This is a genomic window from Bradyrhizobium sp. (assembly GCF_050014615.1).
GTDB lineage: Bacteria > Pseudomonadota > Alphaproteobacteria > Rhizobiales > Xanthobacteraceae > Bradyrhizobium.
This window is the reverse complement of record NZ_JBEKCZ010000021.1, coordinates 21,479-38,097: the sequence shown is the minus strand read 5'-3', so window position 1 is coordinate 38,097 and position 16,619 is coordinate 21,479. Positions and strand designations below refer to the sequence as shown.

The following is a 16,619-nucleotide window of genomic DNA, read 5'->3' as shown; positions in this document are numbered from 1 at the left end:
GATAATTCCAGCGCCCGCTTGATCACCTCGCGCGGATAGACCGGGGTGTGGTCCACGGTGCCGGTCTGCTGCACCTCGTCCGATATCAGCTGGTTGCGCTTGTCGAGAAACAGGATGCGAAACTGCTCCCTGTCGGCGAACGCCATGCTGGTGCGGCAATAGTCGATCACGTCATTCCAGGACGACAGCAGGGTGCGCGCCTGCAACTGGCCCTTGGCGATCCGGCTTGCTGCCGCGGCGATCAGCTTGAATTCGGTGATCGTCGCTTCGCCGACGCCGTCAACCTCGCGCAGCCGCGTCGCCGGGGCGTGGATGACTTCCGCGAACGAACCGAATTTCCTGATCAGGGATTTGGCCAGCGGCTTGACGTCGCCGCGCGGCAGCGCGCGAAACAGCACCATCTCGAGTAATTCATAGTCGCTCAGGGCGTCGGCGCCGGCGCCGCGAAAGCGGTCGCGCAGCCGCATCCGATGGCCGTGATAATGCGGCGTTTCGGGGGATTGATCCGGGGTATCGCTGGTCTTGGCGGGCATCGGCTCAACCATGCCGCGCCGGTCAGGTTTTGCAACCGGGAAGTGTCGGCGTAGGCGGCTTTTCGGCGCGGGGTCGCCAGCGAGCGACCTCGGCAGGACGAACGGCTGGCAACAGCCTACCGAACTGCCGTCGCGCGCCTCGCCTTCGTCTTCTTCGCATCGCCGAGCAGCAGCATGTCGGCGACCGTGGTCAAGTCGAGGACATCGGACATCGCATCGCGCACCTTGGTCATCGCGAGGCGCACCTTGCAGCGTTTGACGTCGTCGCAATCATGGCAGGGCTGGTAGGAGGTTCGTCGCGCGCAGGCGATCGGAGCGATCGGGCCATCGAGCGCGCGGACCACCTGGCCGAGTTTGATCTCGGCCGCCGGCCGCGCCAGCCGGTAGCCCCCACCGGGACCCTTGCGGCTGTAAACCACGCCGGCGTTGCGCAATTCGCCGAGGATGGCGTCGAGAAATTTCTTCGGGATGTTGTTGGTCTCGGAAATATCAGCGGCCTGCGCCATCGCCTCCGGTTTCAGCCCCGCCAGATGCGCCACCGCCTTGAGACCATATTTGCCTTTGGCGGTGAGCATATCGGGATTGGATTCCGGACGTGAAAAAGCAGGACCTCGCGGGTCGTGCCTCGAGGGGCATTTAATCTATGTATATGATCGATTTTAAAATTTATATCCAGTCCGAAGCGTTGGCTCTCGCGGGGCCTGCGCGCACGATGGATGGCCACCACCTGACGGCGCAAACGCGCAAGCTTTTTCAGTCCGGCAACATTGTCCCGGCGGCGAAATCCGCCTTAATATCCCGAGCGCGCCCCGACATAAGGACAATCGACATGACATCCTTTGACCCCGTTTCCGCGGCGTTGGGCGGCTTGCTGATCGGAGCAGGCGCGCTGTTGCTGATGCTGTTGAGCGGCCGTATCGCCGGCATCAGCGGCATCTTTGCCGACGCATTGGAGCCACACCAGACCGGCAGGGGCTGGCGCATCGCCTTCATCGTCGGGCTCATTGCCGCGCCACTCGTGGTCGCGGTAACCGGACGGGCGGTGCCGGCGCCGGACATGCCGGCGTGGGCCGTTGTCATTGCCGGCGGCCTATTGGTCGGATTCGGTACCCGGCTCGGCAGCGGCTGTACCTCGGGACACGGTGTCTGCGGCATCGCGCGCCTGTCGCCGCGATCGCTGGCCGCGACCGCCACCTTCATGGTCACCGCCGCTGTTGTCGTGGCGGTGTCGCGTCATGTGCTGGGAGGCCAGTGATGGCAATGATCATTGCCGCGCTGGGCTCCGGCCTGGTGTTCGGCCTCGGGCTGGTGATTTCCGGTATGACGCAGCCCAGCAAGGTGCTGGGCTTTTTCGACGTGTTCGGACATTGGGACCCCACGCTCGCGATCGTGATGGCCGGCGCGCTCGTGGTGGTGGCGCCGGGGTTCGCTCTTCTGCGCGGCCGCGACACCTCGATCCTTGGCGTGACGCTCGACTGGCCCAGCCGCCGCACCATCGACCGGTCGCTGATCGGCGGTGCCGTGCTGTTCGGCATCGGCTGGGGACTGGTCGGCCTCTGCCCCGGTCCCGCGCTGGCCAACCTGGCGGGGCTGTCGCCCAAGGTGTTCGGCTTCGTTGTCGCGATGGCGATCGGCGCACGGGCGCAAGATGCGTTGCGCAGGATCCGCGGGTCCCAGCCTCAGTCGGCGTAGGGCAACGCGATTGGTTTAGACGGCAGGCGCCTTCTCGGCGTGGCGTTGCGACAGCGTGAAGATTTCGACGCCGTTGGCGGTGACGCCGACCGAATGTTCGAACTGCGCCGACAGCGAGCGGTCCCGCGTCACCGCGGTCCAGCCGTCGGACAGGATCTTCACATGCGGCTTGCCGAGATTGATCATCGGCTCGATGGTGAAGAACATGCCGGGCTTCAGCACCACGCCTTCGCCGGGCCGGCCGACATGGATGATGTTCGGCTCGTCGTGGAACATGCGGCCGAGCCCATGTCCGCAGAAATCGCGCACCACGCTCATGCCCTGCGGCTCGACGAAACTCTGGATCGCATGGCCGATATCGCCGGTGGTGGCGCCGGGCTTCACCGCGGCGATGCCGCGCATCATGGCTTCATAGGTGACCTCGATCAGCCGCTCGGCCTTGCGGGCGATCGGGCCGATCGCATACATCCGGCTGGAATCGCCATACCAGCCTTCGACGATGAAGGTCACGTCGACATTGACGATGTCGCCGTCCTTCAACACCCGGTCCCCCGGCATGCCGTGGCAGACCACGTGGTTGATCGAGGTGCAGGTCGAATAGCGGTAGCCGCGATACATCAGGGTGGCGGGATAGGCGCCGTGCCGGAAGGCGAAGTCGCGGACGAAGTCGTCGATGTCAGAGGTCGGCACGCCCGGCTTCACGATGTCGGTGAGCTCATCAAGGCATTTGGCCACCAGCGCGCCGGCCTTGCGCATGCCTGCGAATCCGCCGGGCCCGTGCAGCTTGATCTGCCCGGTTTTGCGCAAGGAGGTATCGGAGGCTTCGATGTAGCTCATGGGGACGTATCTTTGCGGGAAAGGGTGATTTGAGGGCCTAATTTAATGATTGGCGCTGTGAGTGCAAGCCAAGCCTGGGACGCCGGAACCGCAGGGATGGCCGGGGGTAGGCCGGCGGCGAAACCAATCCGCCGTCAGTTTGAAACCTCCACCGTGGTTTCGACCGGCAGCGCGCCGCCGCGGATGCGGATTTCGCGCACCGGATAGGGCACCCGGATCCCCTCGCGTTTGAACGTCTCCCACAGCGACAGCATCACGTCGCTCTTCACATTATCCATGCCGTCGGGATCGGAAATCCAGAAGGTCAGGGAAAACCGCATCCCGGCCTCGGTGAATTCGACCAGGATGCAGTTCGGCGGCTTGTCCTTCAAAGCGCGCGGCGCCGCCGCGGCGATCTCGATCGCCAGTCTGCAGACCAGTCGCGGATCGGCCTCGTAATTGGTGCCGAAATTGACCTTCACCAGCGTGTTCTTGTCGGTGTAGGTCCAGTTGGTGACCTTCTGCGTCACCAGATCCTCGTTCGGAATCAGGAATTCGCGGCCGTCGCCGGCGGCGACTGAAATATAGCGGGTTTTCATCGCGCTGATGCGGCCCGAACTGTCGCCGATGGTGACGAGATCGCCGGGCTTCACCGACTTGTCCGCCAGCAGAATGATGCCGCTGATGAAATTGGCGACGATCTTCTGCAAGCCGAAGCCGATGCCGACACCGGCCGCCCCGGAAAAGATCGCCAGCGCCGAGAGGTTGATGCCGACCGCGCCCATCACCATCGCGACGGCGAATATCATCAGCGCCAGCCGGATCATCTTGACCAGCAGCACCTGGATCGATGGAGTCAGGTCGCTCGAGCGCGTGATCCGGCTTTCCGCGAAATTGCTGGCGATGTTGGACAGCCACAGCGCCACCACCAGCAGCACGCCGAGCTTGATCAGCAGCAACGGCGTCAGCCGCAATCCTCCCAGCACGATCGCGACCGAGTCGAGCGCATCGATGGTCGGATCGAGCTGGCCGATGATGCTCAAGGCTGCCACCAGCCAGGCCGACAGCGACACCAGGCGGACGATAAACGGGTTGCGAATGACCGATGTCACAACGCGGATGATCAGCCAGGCGAGGGCCAGCTTGGCGCCGACCGCTAGCAGATAGCTGCGGCTGGGCCAGGTCGACACCCGCATCACCACGCGCGCCAGGATCATCTGCACCGCGAACACCGCCGTCGGCGCGTTGCCGGCCAGTACCCGCACCAGCAGCCGCAGCGGCGCCGGCCAGCCCATCGCCAGCGACGTCATATCGATCCGCGAGCGAATCGCCGCGCCGCTGGCGAAGGCTATGCCGGTGGCGGCCAGGATCAGCCCAAGCTGGAAATAGAACCAGGTCGATGTGACCTCGGCACCGACCGAACGTGCCGTGGCGTGCAGGAAATCGGTGACGTCAGACATGTCCATCGTCAAAATCTCATCTCAGGACGAATCATCAGGGCAAGCTTTGATTCGATACGCCGGCAGATTCTCATAACCGCGGCGCCAAGGCCATCGATACGCCCGGTCTTTGAGGTGAGTTCAGCCGGTAAATCAGCCACATTGTCGCTGGCAATAGAAAATGGGTTGGCGTCCAACTGTGGCGACGATAAGGATGCAATTGCAAGGATTTGTGCAAGGATCCGTGCACAGATCACCGCAACTACTTGCGGAGCTTCATGGCTTCTCTCGACTCGGTCAGCATAGCTATTCTTCTCGGCGCGGTTCTGGTGATGGCCGGCATTCTGTCGAGCCTGCTTGCGCTGCGCTTCGGCGCGCCGTTGCTGCTGGTGTTTCTGCTGATCGGCATGCTGGCCGGCGATGCCGGCCCCGGACATGTGCGGTTCGACGATGTGCGCACCACCTATCTGGTGGGATCGGTGGCACTGGCGCTGATCCTGTTCGATGGCGGCCTGCGCACCCGGTTTCAGGCCATCCGCGCGGTGCTGGCGCCCTCGATGGTGCTGGCGACGGCCGGCGTGCTGCTGACGGCGCTGATCACCGCGCCGGTCGCCAAATATGCGCTCGACCTGAACTGGACCGAAGCGTTGCTGGTGGGCGCCGTGGTCGCGTCCACCGATGCCGCGGCGGTGTTTCTGCTGGTGCATGCACAGGGCCTGCGGTTGCGCCCCCGCGTCGGCGCGACGCTGGAAGCGGAATCCGGCACCAACGATCCGTTCGCGGTGTTTCTCACGCTGATGCTGGTCGAGCTGATTTCGGTCGGCCAAAGCTCGGCCCTCCATGTGGCGCTGGAACTTGGCCGCGAAGCCGTGCTCGGCAGCATCGTCGGCTTCATCGGCGGCCGTCTGGTGGTACTGGCGCTGAACCGGGTGGCGCTGCCGCAGGGCCTGCACGCGCCCTTTGTCACCACCGCGGCGCTGGTGATTTTTGGCGCGGCGCAGATCGGGCATGCCTCGGGATTTCTCTCGGTCTATCTGGCCGGCATCATCGTCGGCAACCGGCCGACCCGCGCGCATAATTCGGTGGTGACGTTTCTTGACGCCGCGACCTGGCTGGCGCAGATCGTGATGTTCGTCATGCTCGGCCTGCTGGTATCGCCGCAGCGGCTCGTGGTCAGCATTATCCCGGCCGTGCTGGTGGCGCTGGTGCTGATGCTGGTGGCGCGGCCGCTGGCGGTGTTTCTTTGCCTGGCGCCGTTTCGGTTCAACTGGCGGGAGAAAACCTTCATCGCCTGGACCGGCCTGCGCGGCGCGGTCGCGATCTTCCTGGCGTCGATCCCGATGCTGGTAGGCCTGTCGAAAGCGTATCTCTATTTCGACGTCGCCTTTGTCGTCGTCATCATCTCGCTGTTGCTGCAGGGCTGGACGCTGGCCGCCGCCGCCCGGCGGCTCCATGTGGCGTTGCCGCGGGCGGATCGCGCGCCGCGGCGGGTCGAACTTGATCTGCCGGGCCAGCTTGAGCAGCAACTGGTCGGCTATTCGGTCCGGCCAAAAAGCCTGTATTTCCGGCGCGGCCTCGTTCCGTCCTGGTCGAAGCCGACGCTGGTGATCCGCGACCAGCGTATTCTCTCGCCCGCCGAGGCCGATCCCATCCTCGCCGGCGATTATATCTACCTGCTGGCGCCGCCGGAGAAAGCCGAAGCGCTGGACCGGTTCTTTGTCGACATGCTGCCGAGTTCGGCGCCCGATCCGCATCTGCTCGGCGACTTCATGGTGTCCGGCGAGCACACGCTGGGCGAATTGGCCGAGATCTATGGCGTGGCGGTGGGTGAAGACCAGACCAGGCTGACGCTGTCCGATTATTTCGATATTCATCTCGATCATGCGCCCAAGGAAGGCGCAACGCTGACGCTCGATACCATCGATCTGGTGGCGCGCAGCCTCAGTGGCGGAAGGGTCAATGTGGTCGGCCTTCGGCTGCCCGAAGAGCAGGAGGAAACAGTCCCGTTGACGCGAATGGCGGCACTCAAGGCCGGGCTGTCGAAGATGTGGTCGTCGGTTGCGGGAATCTAGGCCGGTGCGCAGGGCGGGGCGCCGTCACTTCTGAAAATGTCCGCCCGGCTATCGGCGAGACGCCTCGAAAAATTTCATGTTAGTATCATTGACTCCAAATTATATTGGCGTTAGTATAATTAATATGAAGAGGATCAAGCGGCCTTATGTCATGACGGCACGCGCGGCAAAGGCCGAAGCGACCAGGGCACGAATATTAACGGCCGCCATGGAGCTTTATACCGGACGCTCGATAGAGGACTTCACCCTTGATGAGGTCGCCGCGCTATCGGAAACCACCGTGCAAACTGTATTGCGCGTCTTCGGCAGCAAGGACCAGCTGATCTATGCGGCTCTGGGTGAGCTGGCGGCCCGCGGAATGTCACTGAAGCCGACGCCGCCGGGCGATGTGGCCGCCGCGGTGACAGCCATCTTCGATGTCTACGAAACCATGGGTGACCTCGTCATCCAGTATCTCAACGACGAGCGCCGCCGTCCGTCCCTCCAACCCATTTTGCAGCAGGGTCGCGAAAATCATCGCGACTGGGTGAAGTCGGTCTTTGCCCCGCTGCTCAAGTTGCAGAACGGTGGCGGGCGTGCGCAGCTCTTGAACATCCTCGACGTGGCAACCGATGTCTACGTTTGGAAACTGCTGCGCCGTGACCAAGCCCTCGGTCGACCTGCCGCAGAGGCGATTATGCGTCGATTGATCAATGGCGCTTCAAATGCGGAGGTAGCGGATGGCAAAGATCCTTTGGCTCAACTGGTCGGGCGGCGGCAACCTGCCTCCTAGCCTGGGTATTGCCCGAGTCTTGACAGAGCGGGGACACGCAGTTGCCTTCGCGGGGCGCCCGGAGATGGTTCCGCGGGTCGAGGAAGCCGGCTTCCGCGCGATCGAATTGACGCAGGCGTATACCCAGGTGGATCTCTATCCGCAGGGTACTTTCCTGACCCGGATGTCCTGCTATCTGACCTCCCCTGCAGTGGTCGCTCAGGTTCGGTCGGTGGTCGCATCGGAGCGAGCTGATCTCATCCTGATTGATGCGATGTTTCCAGCCGCGCTCTCGGAAGCGCCAGGGTTTGGCTGCCCGTCCGCGATGGTCTGCCACACCTTCATTTTTCGGCAACTGGAGATGTGGCGTGGCATGATTGCCAGGCTGGACAAGATGCGTCAGCAGGCGGGGTTCGAGGGTCTACCTGCGCTCGACGATCTCTGGCGAACGCGGGATAGGATCATCGTAACGACGCTTGCGGAGTTCGACACGGAGCCCGTTCCCGGCTGGGAGATGGTGCGGCACGTCGGTCCTGTGCTCGAGGACGAGAGAGTGGCGGTTGCTGCGGAGTTGCCCTGGGCCGCAAGCGACCGGACGCCGCTCGTTCTGGTAAGTTTCAGCACCGGTTTCGAACAACGCATGGTAGACAAGCTGCAGCGCGCGCTCGATGCCCTCAGCGAGCTCCCGGTTCATGTTGTCGCGACAACCGGTGGAATTGTTGGCCCGGATGAACTGGTGGCTCCGGCAAATGCCGTCGTTCTGAATTACGCGGCTCACGATCCGATCATGAAACGGGCCGCGTTGGTCGTGACGCATGGCGGCCATGGTACGGCGATGCGCGCGCTGCGAAATGGGGTTCCCATGGTGATCATTCCTGGTCTTGCGGGAGACCAGCCGTTCGTCGCTGCCGCCGTCCAGGAATGGAAAGTTGGTCGCGCGCTGCCCGGAGATGCCGATACCGCGGCGATGAAATCGGCAGCACAAGAGGTCTTGTCCGAACCGTTCTACCGACGGAACGCCGAGACCCGCGCAAACGCCCTGGCTGGTGTCAATGGCGCTTCGAATGCTGCAAGCGCCATCGAAGCCCTGCTAAGACCGGCTGAAGCGCGTCGCCTGGCTTAGCAAGCAGCGATTCGCGCCAATTTGCCGGCTGCGAGGATTTGCGCAAATGTACCAATCTGGATAGTGCGAGTATGGTTGGGAACCGATGGCATGAGCGAACTTCGCGACTGGTTGCGCAGCAACGGGTTCGAGCAATATGCCGACGCGTTCGAGGCGAACGACATCGACCTCGATATCCTGCCGGAACTGAGCGAACGCGATCTCGAACAGCTCGGCCTGTCGCTGGGGAACCGGCGCCGGCTGCTGAAGGCGATCGCTGAACGTGGCGCCGAGGTTGCTCAATCGAAACCGGCTGACTACACCGGTTCGGGCGATGCCGAGCGTCGTCAGGTCACGGTGTTATTCGCCGATATGGTCGGCTCCACGGCGCTGTCGGCCAAGGTAGATCCCGAACTGCTCGGGGGTTTGATCCGGCGCTACCAGGACGCCGCCGCCGGCGCGATCGGACGATATGGCGGCTTCGTCGCCAAGTTCATGGGCGACGGCGTTCTGGCCTATTTCGGCTTTCCGCGCGCGTATGAAGATGCGGCGGAACGCGCCGTTCGGGCGGCGCTCGGCATCCTGGCGGAAGTCGGCGATATCGAGTTGCCGGACCAGTCGCGGGTGCAGGCACGGATCGGCATCGCCACCGGCCTTGTCGTGGTCGGCGAAATCATCGGAACCGGTATCGCGCAGGAGCGGACCATCGTTGGTGAAACGCCCAATCTCGCGGCGCGGCTGCAGGCGCTGGCCGGGCCGGACACCATCCTCGTCAGCGAGACCACGCAGAACCTGTTGCGCGGCATGTTTGAGCTCGAACACACCGGGGGACACCAATTGAAAGGCTTCGCCCGCCCGGTGCCGGCCTGGCGGGTGCGATGTGAAGCGTCGGTCGAAAGTCGTTTTTCGGCGATCCGTGCCGGTGGGAGTCTGCCGCAGATCGGCCGCGCCCACGAAATGGGGTTGATGCTCGAACGCTGGCATCTGGCGCGGCAAGGCGAGGGCCAGATCGTGACGGTGATCGGCGAAGCCGGAATTGGAAAATCGCGTTCGATCGAGGCGCTGCAGGAAGCGCTGGCCGGCGAGCCGCATGCACGCATCAATCTGCAATGTTCACCGCATCACAGCGACAGCGCGCTTTATCCTGTGATCCAGTATCTCGGTCGCGCCGCGCACTTCACCGTCGCCGATACGCCAGGCGTCCGGATCGAGAAACTCAGCGCCCTGTTCGCGCAGCGGGCGGCCTCAGACCCGACCGCGATTCCGCTATTGGCTGAACTTTTGTCGATCCCCCTGACAGTGGCGGAACCGTCGCCGCAGACGCCGGCGCAACGCAAGGCGTCGACCCTGGCTCTCATCGTCGACGAGTTTCTGCGTCTGGGCGACAACGATCCGGTGCTGATCGTTCTGGAAGACGCGCATTGGATCGATGCCACCACGCTCGAAATGATGATGCGGCTGACCGACAGCATCGGCCGGGCGCGATCGCTGGCCCTGGTGACGGCGCGGCCGGATTTCGCCCCGCCCTGGCAAGCGCGGCCCCAGGCGACGCTTGTGACGCTCGGCCGTCTCGGCCGTCAGGAATGCGCGCAACTGGTCGCCGGTGTCGCCGCCGCGCACGGCCTGTCGGTGGAAACGGTCGCCACCATCGTCGCCAAGACCGATGGCGTTCCGCTGTTCGTCGAGGAACTGACCAAGAGCGTGATGGAATCGGCGGGCGAGGACAGCGCGGTGCCGGCGACGCTGAAGGATTCGCTGATGGCCCGCCTCGACCGCCTCGGCCAGGCGCGCGAAGTGGCCCAGATCGCCGCCGTCATCGGCCGGCAGTTCAGTTTTGCGCTGCTCGATGCGGTTGCCTCCAAGGGAGCCTTCAAGGGCGCCACCGAACTTGAGGCGACGCTGGCGAAGCTGGTGGCGGCGGGAATTGTCTTTCCCGAGGAGCGCGGCCAGGAACGCAGCTTCAGCTTCAAGCATGCGCTGGTACGTGACGTCGCCTATGAGAGCCTGCTGCTGGCGCGCCGGCGCGAATGGCACGAACGCATCGCCCATGCGCTTGAGAAACATTTCGTCGAAATCGCCGCGAGCGAACCGGACCTGCTGGCCTATCATTTCGGTGAGGCCGGTTTGCCGGCCCCGGCCTGCGATTATCGCATGCGCGCCGGTGACCAGGCCATGAACCGTTCGGCCTATCCGGAGGCGATCGCGCATTTCTCGGCGGGACTTAAACTGGCCGAAGCACTGCCAACGCAAGATGGGATGCGCCGTCTGCTGGATTTCCAGCTCAAGCTGGGTTCGGCGTTGATCGTCTGGCGTGGCCTGCAGAGCGTGGAAGTGGAGGAAGCCTACACAAGGGCCAACGAAATCGGCGAGCAACTGGGTGACAGCACCAGGTTATTTCAAGCCAAATGGGGGCTGTGGATCAACGCCAATCTCAGGCGCAAGACCGCACTGGCGCGCGACCGCGCCAGTGAACTTGTGACGCTTGCGCAGCGCTCGGGCGATGACGAGCAGTTGCTCGAAGCGTATCATTGCCAGTGGTCGACGGCGTTTTTTCGCGGCGATGTCCTGGACGCGCTGGAGGGCTGCCGCAACGGTTTCGAACTCTATGATATCGACCGCCACCGCCATCTCGGTCACCAGTTCGGCGGTCACGATCCCGGCGTTTGCGCGCACTCGCAATGCGGCATCACCTTTCAGCTGTCGGGCGACGGGCAAAAGGCCACACAAAGCCTCGCGCAATCCCTGGCCCTCGCAGAAAGGCTGGATCATCCCAACAGCCTCGCGCATTCGCTGCACAATGGCAGCATCGGTCACCAATTGAGAGGCGATCGCGACGCCGCATTCACGGCGGCGCATCGTGCGCTGGGACTGGCGGAAAAATTCGGTCTGTCGCCGTGGCGCGCGAGCAGCCTCGTGGTGACCTGCTGGGCTAATGGGGTCGGTTCAGGCGTCGCGGACGCGGTGCGGCGGATCGATGCCGAAATCGGCAACGCCACCGCCGTCGGCCCGCTCCCCCAATATTATCTCGGCCTCGCCGCCGAAGTCCTGCTGTCCGCCGGCCGGCCGGCGGACGGTCTGGCCCATCTCGATCGCGCCATTGCGGGGATCGACGAACCCGGCGTCGGGTTTTATCTGCCGGAAATCTATCGCCTGCGCGGCGCGTGTCTGCTGGCGCTCAGCCGTGACAACAAGGATCAGGCGCGCTCGGCTTTCGCAACCGCCCGCGACATCGCCACGCGCCAGGGCGCGGTCATCTTCGAGCGCCGCGCCGAGGCGTCGCTTTCCGATCTCGCTGGATAAATAGTAAATATCAAGCTGGAGAAAGCGCCGTCGGCAATACTTCGGTTCCGCCGAACGCCGCCACGCGGCCACGCCGCAGCATCACGACCTGGGTTGCGAGCTGGCGCATTTCGGTGGCGTCGTGGCTGACATAGACCATCGGGATGCCGGCCTCGTCGCGCAGGCGCACGAGATAGGGCAGGATCTCCTCCTTGCGCCCCTCGTCCAGCGACCCCAGCGGCTCGTCCAGCAGCAGTAATCGCGGCTGCGATAGCAGCGCGCGTCCGAGCGCCACGCGATGGCGCTCGCCGCCGGACAGGCGGCCGGGACGGCGATCCATCAGGTTGCCGATATCCAGGAGATCGATGACGCGCTTGCGCGCGGCGGGATCCTCGGCCAGGTGGTTCATGCGCCGCCCGTAGTCGAGATTTTGCCGCACATCGAGATGCGGAAACAGCCGCGCATCCTGGAATACATAGCCGATCCGGCGGCGATGCACCGGGATATGGGTATGCGCGGCGCTATCGTCCAGCGTATCGCCGTCAAGGGTGATGATGCCGCGATCGGGCCGCAGCAATCCGGCGATGATGTTGATCAGCGAGGTCTTGCCGGCGCCCGAGGCGCCGAACAGTCCGGTGACGCGACCTTCACTGGCAAAGGACGCCTCAATCGAAAATTCGCCGAGCTGTTTTGAGACGTCGACCTGCAGCATGATCAGTTCCCATGCAGGCGTTGGGTGGCGCGGCGCGCGAACCACTCCGAAGCAATCAGCGCCGCCATCGCGATCAGGATCGAAACCACCACCAGCCGCAGCGCCGCGGTATCGCCGTCAGGCGTCTGGATCAGCGAATAGATCGCCGACGAAATGGTCTGGGTCTCGCCGGGAATATTCGAAACAAACGTAATCGTGGCGCCGAATTCGCCGATCGCCTTGGCGAAACCGAGCACCATCCCGCCGACCACGCCCGGCAGCGCCAGCGGCAGCGTGACGGTCAGGAATACCCGCCACGGCGTTGCCCCCAATGTTCCTGCCGCCTGCTCCAGCCTTTGATCCACGGCCTCGATCGACAGCCGGATCGGCCGCACCAGCAACGGAAACGACATGATGCCGCAGGCCAGCGCGGCGCCGGTCCAGCGAAATGCGAACACGATCCCGAGATGGTCGGCGAGCCAGGCGCCGACCAGGCCGCGCCTGCCGAAGGTCAGCAGCAGCAGATAACCGGTGACGACCGGCGGCAGCACCAGCGGCAGATGAATGACCGCGTCGGCGACCGACTTGCCCCAGAATTCGCGCCGCGCCAGCAGCCAGGCCACAGCGATCCCCAGCGGCGTCGCCACCAGCGTCGCAACCGTGGCGACCCGCAGCGAAAGCTGGATCGCAGTCCATTCCGTTGGCGAGATGTCGAACACGCGATCTTACGTCGTTGGACTGACGAGAAACGAGAACCCGTATTTCTCGAAAATGGCCTTGGCCGCCTGGGAGCGCAGGAAGGCGAGATAGGAGGCGGCTTCCGTCTTTGCGGTCGTGGTCGCGGCCACCGGATAGATGATCGGCGGATGCGAATCCGCCGGAAAAGTGCCGACGATCTTCACGCCAGGCTCGACCTTGGCGTCGGTGGAATAGACGATCCCGAGCGGCGCTTCCTGGCGCGCCACCAGTGTCAGCGCCGCGCGCACGCTCTCGGCCATCGCGAATTTCGGCGCTGCGGCCTCCCATGCGCCAAGCTTTTCCAGTGCTGCCTTGGCGTATTTGCCGACCGGCACCGCGTTGACATCGCCGGTGGCGATCTTGCCGGTGCCGGCCAGTTTCGAAAGATCGAAGCCCTGACCGATGGTGACATGGTCGATACCTGAATCCTTCGGCGCGATCAGGACGATGCTGTTGCCGAGCAGGTTGACCCGCGTCGGCTCATCGATGGCTTTTTTGCTCGTGGCATAATCCATCCAGTCGGTATCGGCGGACACGAAAATATCCGCCGGCGCCCCCTGTTCGATCTGCTTTGCGAGTGCTGAGCTGGCGGCATAGCTCGCGACGATCTTGACGCCCGTCTTTGCGGTATAGGCGGCATCGACATCGTCGAGCGCGTTCTTCATGGAAGCCGCGGCAAACACGGTCAGGCTCTTGTCCTGCGCCAAAGCAGGCGACAAGGCCGATCCACACAGGATCGCGAAGGCCAGAATCTTGAAAGCTGCGACAAGTCCCGCAAGACGGCTCGGATAAAGACGATGCATTGAAAGCGCTCCGCGCCGGCTCGCGGCGCTATCCGCGCGCAAGTCGGGCATTGTGAACTGGGCGACAGGCAGAAGCGCCGTTCCGCTGGTCCCGGCGACTTACGGTCAATCCGGGGATATCGCCTGAAAACAATAGCAGGCCGACGGTCCGGGTAAAGCCTGCAGACGGGAGAGGCGCGGGTCTATTCGGACGGCAGGATCGCGATCGATATCGAATTCTCTTTGGTGCCGCTGACCTGCAGGACGAACGGGCTTGCCGAAATCTCGTATTTCATGGTCTTGCGGATGCCATCGCAATCGGTCGCGCCGCTGAACGCCTTTGGCTTCAGGGGGTGTCCGTCCTGCACCACATCGACCCAGGCGCCGGCCGACAGGCTCACGGTATAGATGCCGGCCTTGGGCGGATTCTTGAAGCTGGTAAAGCCGGCGAAGGTACCTTCCTTCGGGGCGCGCTCCGGCGGGGTGGGCAGCTTGGCCTCGGCTGGCGGGCTCAAATCCAGCGTCATTCCGGTGGACGGCAATGCCGTGAGTTCGCCGCCCGAGACCAGCTTCATGCGATCCGGCGCGGTGAGTGCCGCGCGCTCGTGATCGATGTTCCATTTGAACTTGTCGCAGCCGCTCGGTTCTTCCGCCGACCAAGCGGGCACCGCTCCGAGCAATACAAAAGCAATGAGAAGCGGTGCGCGCATGTTAGTCCACCCCAATCATGACGTCGGAGGCCTTCACCACCACGGTGACATGGCCCTTGGCCTTGATGCCCAATTCATCGACCGCCTCGTTGGTGATCGAGGAGGTGATGATCTGGCCGTTGCCGATATCGACGCGGACATGTGACGTGGTCGCGCCCTTCTTCACTTCGACGACGGTGCCCTTGATCTGATTGCGTGCACTGATGCGCATGGTGAATCCTTCATAGTGTTCTTCCCGTACGTGACGACGGCCTGCATCGGCAAATCGGGAGGATAATAGAATCAGTAGCCCTGATTCGGAGCCTTGCCAGCGCTTACGGCGCGGCGAGCCCGAACGTTAGCGTATTTTCAGGCGAAATGAAACGCCGTCCTGGCCCGCTATGGCTTGGCATCCGGGGCGGCCAGAACCTGGCGGCAGGCGGCCGGCAAAGCCGCCATTGTCATTGCGTGTGGCGGCGTCGACGGCTCCGGCTCCGGTTTGGGATGAATAATTGAATCCTGGAACCAGTAGGCGAGATCCGAGGCGTTGCAGCCTTCTTCTTCCGAGGGAGGCGGTTGGTTCTCGCATTCGGTGGCGCCGGCGGGGCATTTGATGCGGACATGGAAATGATAATCATGGCCGTACATCGGCCGTATCTTGGAGAGCCAGCTGCGGTCGCCCTTGGCTTCCCGGCACAGCGCTTTCTTGATCGCGGCGTTGACGAAGATGCGCTGCACGCTCGGCTCCTGCGCGGCGTCACGGATCACCGTGAGATGGTTCGGCGTCCACACGGCCGGATCGATGTCGAGCCGGTCGGGACGCACCATCATAACAGCGGACATCTCCTCGCGCTCGTTGCGCGACAATTGCCGGTTCGGCATCGGCGTCAGCCAGATATCGGCGTCGAGGCCCACTTGATGGCTGGCGTGTCCGGTGAACATCGGACCGCCGCGCGGCTGCGACATGTCGCCGACCAAAATCCCCGGCCAGCCGGCATCCTTATGCACCTTGGCCGATAACCGCTCCAGCAGCGCGACCATGTCGGGATGCGCCCAGTTGCGATTGCGCGACAGCCGCATCACCTGCCAGGTCTCGCCATTGATCGGCAGAGCTTGCGCGCCCGCGATGCAGCCGTGGGCATAGAAGCCGACCACGCGCGTCGGCATCGCCGCGGGGAGGATCTTGCGGCCGAACAATTCCTTGGCACCCAGTTTGGGATCGTTGGGATTGGCCAGCGGCGGCAGCGGTTTCGGATCGACGCTGCCTTTGTCCTGCGCCAGCGCGATGGTGGCGCTGACAATGGCGGCGGATGCCAAGAGGAGGGTGAGAATCGGACGGAGATTCATTGGCGCACTCTATATCACGGAAAGCCTAGCACGGAATTGTGCCATCGGAATGAGGCGCCCATCGCAATCGCTTGATCTGCGGCGTTCTCGCATGCGGTCGGCCTGTGGTGTCCCGATCTTTACAACGCGCGGCTGAAAAAGCATCATGTCGCTATAAAGGGACGGCAGGGGCATCATCATGGAATGGCTGACAGGCGGGCGGCTCGCCAGGCGAGCTTTTGCGGCCGTTGTGGTCCTGTTCGGATTGGCGCTGGCGCCGGCCCGCGCGGATGTCGTGGTCCAGATCGACAAATCATCCCAGCGCATGGCGGTGAGCGTCGATGGAACGATGCGATACAGTTGGCCGGTTTCGACCGGTCGCGACGGCTATGGCACGCCGAGCGGCACATTCCATCCGCAATCGATGGCACGGCACTATTTCTCGCGGAAATATTACAACGCGCCGATGCCGCACGCGATCTTCTTCTATTACGGCTTTGCCATTCACGGCACCAACGACCTGGCGCGTCTCGGCGGCCCCGCATCGCATGGCTGTGTCAGGTTGCATCCGTCGCATGCGGCGGCGCTGTTCGCATTGGTCCAGCAACAGGGGCCGCGAAATACGCGGATCGAGATATCGAACTAGCCCCTCGCGTTCTCTGTCGCAGCGTCTGTGCTGCCAATTGTGGCTTCCGGGGACTGGCAGACC

General features: G+C 63.6%; 17 protein-coding genes. 7 read left to right on the top strand and 10 right to left on the bottom strand.

Annotation, left to right across the window (positions count from 1 at the left end; all coding sequences use genetic code 11):
- On the bottom strand, positions 1-533 hold a 533-nt coding region (locus ABR948_RS05750; RefSeq protein ID WP_428114501.1), incomplete at its 3' end, for a JAB domain-containing protein.
- A 116-nt stretch (positions 534-649) separates the two neighbouring features.
- Complete coding sequence (locus ABR948_RS05745; RefSeq protein WP_428114500.1) at positions 650-1,108, bottom strand: RrF2 family transcriptional regulator; 459 nt, start codon at positions 1,106-1,108, stop codon at positions 650-652.
- A gap of 68 nt (positions 1,109-1,176) precedes the next feature.
- Between ABR948_RS05745 and ABR948_RS05740 the strand changes: the two genes are divergently transcribed.
- Complete coding sequence (locus ABR948_RS05740; protein WP_490337836.1) at positions 1,177-1,788, top strand: YeeE/YedE family protein; 612 nt, start codon at positions 1,177-1,179, stop codon at positions 1,786-1,788.
- Complete coding sequence (locus ABR948_RS05735) at positions 1,788-2,225, top strand: DUF6691 family protein (RefSeq protein WP_428114497.1); 438 nt, start codon at positions 1,788-1,790, stop codon at positions 2,223-2,225. The genes ABR948_RS05740 and ABR948_RS05735 overlap by 1 nt, the downstream gene beginning before the upstream one ends.
- A gap of 15 nt (positions 2,226-2,240) precedes the next feature.
- On the opposite strand, the gene map is transcribed toward ABR948_RS05735, so the two are convergent.
- Together map and ABR948_RS05725 are read right to left on the bottom strand one after the other, a co-directional pair.
- Positions 2,241-3,062 carry a type I methionyl aminopeptidase gene (gene map / locus ABR948_RS05730; protein ID WP_428114495.1) on the bottom strand — a complete coding sequence of 274 codons (822 nt, stop codon included), beginning with the start codon at positions 3,060-3,062 and terminating at the stop codon, positions 2,241-2,243.
- Between the two features lie 134 nt (positions 3,063-3,196).
- Positions 3,197-4,507 carry a mechanosensitive ion channel family protein gene (locus ABR948_RS05725; protein WP_428114494.1) on the bottom strand — a complete coding sequence of 437 codons (1,311 nt, stop codon included), beginning with the start codon at positions 4,505-4,507 and terminating at the stop codon, positions 3,197-3,199.
- Between the two features lie 251 nt (positions 4,508-4,758).
- Between ABR948_RS05725 and ABR948_RS05720 the strand changes: the two genes are divergently transcribed.
- The 4 genes from ABR948_RS05720 to ABR948_RS05705 all read left to right on the top strand — a co-directional run bounded on the left by ABR948_RS05720 (position 4,759) and on the right by ABR948_RS05705 (position 11,705).
- Positions 4,759-6,552: a potassium/proton antiporter gene (locus ABR948_RS05720; protein WP_428114492.1), complete on the top strand. Its 1,794-nt coding sequence runs from the start codon at positions 4,759-4,761 to the stop codon at positions 6,550-6,552.
- 124 nt (positions 6,553-6,676) lie between these two features.
- A complete protein-coding gene (locus ABR948_RS05715; RefSeq protein WP_428114491.1) occupies positions 6,677-7,324 on the top strand; it encodes a TetR/AcrR family transcriptional regulator in 648 nt (215 codons plus the stop codon).
- Positions 7,272-8,426: a glycosyltransferase gene (locus ABR948_RS05710; RefSeq protein ID WP_428114489.1), complete on the top strand. Its 1,155-nt coding sequence runs from the start codon at positions 7,272-7,274 to the stop codon at positions 8,424-8,426. Before ABR948_RS05715 ends, ABR948_RS05710 begins: the two co-directional genes overlap by 53 nt.
- A gap of 90 nt (positions 8,427-8,516) precedes the next feature.
- A complete protein-coding gene (locus ABR948_RS05705; RefSeq protein ID WP_428114488.1) occupies positions 8,517-11,705 on the top strand; it encodes an adenylate/guanylate cyclase domain-containing protein in 3,189 nt (1,062 codons plus the stop codon).
- Positions 11,706-11,715: 10 nt separating this feature from the next.
- Here the strand turns inward: ABR948_RS05705 and modC are convergent, their stop codons facing one another.
- From modC to mepA, 6 genes are all read right to left on the bottom strand, one after another.
- Positions 11,716-12,396: a molybdenum ABC transporter ATP-binding protein gene (modC, locus tag ABR948_RS05700; protein WP_428114486.1), complete on the bottom strand. Its 681-nt coding sequence runs from the start codon at positions 12,394-12,396 to the stop codon at positions 11,716-11,718.
- A gap of 2 nt (positions 12,397-12,398) precedes the next feature.
- Entirely contained in the window at positions 12,399-13,094 is a 696-nt protein-coding gene (gene modB / locus ABR948_RS05695; protein ID WP_428114485.1) for a molybdate ABC transporter permease subunit, read from the bottom strand.
- Positions 13,095-13,100: 6 nt separating this feature from the next.
- Positions 13,101-13,916: a molybdate ABC transporter substrate-binding protein gene (modA, locus tag ABR948_RS05690; RefSeq protein ID WP_428114484.1), complete on the bottom strand. Its 816-nt coding sequence runs from the start codon at positions 13,914-13,916 to the stop codon at positions 13,101-13,103.
- A gap of 182 nt (positions 13,917-14,098) precedes the next feature.
- Positions 14,099-14,605, bottom strand: coding sequence for a hypothetical protein (locus ABR948_RS05685; RefSeq protein ID WP_428114482.1), 507 nt, complete (start codon positions 14,603-14,605; stop codon positions 14,099-14,101).
- A 1-nt stretch (position 14,606) separates the two neighbouring features.
- Positions 14,607-14,816, bottom strand: a complete 210-nt coding sequence (locus ABR948_RS05680; RefSeq protein WP_428114481.1) for a TOBE domain-containing protein — start codon at positions 14,814-14,816, stop codon at positions 14,607-14,609.
- A 167-nt stretch (positions 14,817-14,983) separates the two neighbouring features.
- A complete protein-coding gene (gene mepA, locus ABR948_RS05675) occupies positions 14,984-15,931 on the bottom strand; it encodes a penicillin-insensitive murein endopeptidase (RefSeq protein ID WP_428114480.1) in 948 nt (315 codons plus the stop codon).
- A gap of 178 nt (positions 15,932-16,109) precedes the next feature.
- On the opposite strand from mepA, the gene ABR948_RS05670 reads away from it, so the two are divergent.
- Positions 16,110-16,556: a L,D-transpeptidase gene (locus tag ABR948_RS05670; protein WP_428114478.1), complete on the top strand. Its 447-nt coding sequence runs from the start codon at positions 16,110-16,112 to the stop codon at positions 16,554-16,556.
- The last annotated feature ends 63 nt before the right edge of the window (positions 16,557-16,619 follow it).

What these genes read in the sequence shown, in the direction of transcription:
- ABR948_RS05745 (WP_428114500.1), bottom strand. Translation starts at nt 1,108, where the DNA reads ATGCTCACCGCCAAAGGCAAATATGGTCTCAAGGCGGTGGCGCATCTG.
- ABR948_RS05740 (WP_490337836.1), top strand. Translation starts at nt 1,177, where the DNA reads ATGTATATGATCGATTTTAAAATTTATATCCAGTCCGAAGCGTTGGCT.
- ABR948_RS05735 (WP_428114497.1), top strand. Translation starts at nt 1,788, where the DNA reads ATGGCAATGATCATTGCCGCGCTGGGCTCCGGCCTGGTGTTCGGCCTC.
- map (WP_428114495.1), bottom strand. Translation starts at nt 3,062, where the DNA reads ATGAGCTACATCGAAGCCTCCGATACCTCCTTGCGCAAAACCGGGCAG.
- ABR948_RS05725 (WP_428114494.1), bottom strand. Translation starts at nt 4,507, where the DNA reads ATGGACATGTCTGACGTCACCGATTTCCTGCACGCCACGGCACGTTCG.
- ABR948_RS05720 (WP_428114492.1), top strand. Translation starts at nt 4,759, where the DNA reads ATGGCTTCTCTCGACTCGGTCAGCATAGCTATTCTTCTCGGCGCGGTT.
- ABR948_RS05715 (WP_428114491.1), top strand. Translation starts at nt 6,677, where the DNA reads ATGAAGAGGATCAAGCGGCCTTATGTCATGACGGCACGCGCGGCAAAG.
- ABR948_RS05710 (WP_428114489.1), top strand. Translation starts at nt 7,272, where the DNA reads ATGGCAAAGATCCTTTGGCTCAACTGGTCGGGCGGCGGCAACCTGCCT.
- ABR948_RS05705 (WP_428114488.1), top strand. Translation starts at nt 8,517, where the DNA reads ATGAGCGAACTTCGCGACTGGTTGCGCAGCAACGGGTTCGAGCAATAT.
- modC (WP_428114486.1), bottom strand. Translation starts at nt 12,396, where the DNA reads ATGCTGCAGGTCGACGTCTCAAAACAGCTCGGCGAATTTTCGATTGAG.
- modA (WP_428114484.1), bottom strand. Translation starts at nt 13,916, where the DNA reads ATGCATCGTCTTTATCCGAGCCGTCTTGCGGGACTTGTCGCAGCTTTC.
- ABR948_RS05685 (WP_428114482.1), bottom strand. Translation starts at nt 14,605, where the DNA reads ATGCGCGCACCGCTTCTCATTGCTTTTGTATTGCTCGGAGCGGTGCCC.
- ABR948_RS05680 (WP_428114481.1), bottom strand. Translation starts at nt 14,816, where the DNA reads ATGCGCATCAGTGCACGCAATCAGATCAAGGGCACCGTCGTCGAAGTG.
- mepA (WP_428114480.1), bottom strand. Translation starts at nt 15,931, where the DNA reads ATGAATCTCCGTCCGATTCTCACCCTCCTCTTGGCATCCGCCGCCATT.
- ABR948_RS05670 (WP_428114478.1), top strand. Translation starts at nt 16,110, where the DNA reads ATGGAATGGCTGACAGGCGGGCGGCTCGCCAGGCGAGCTTTTGCGGCC.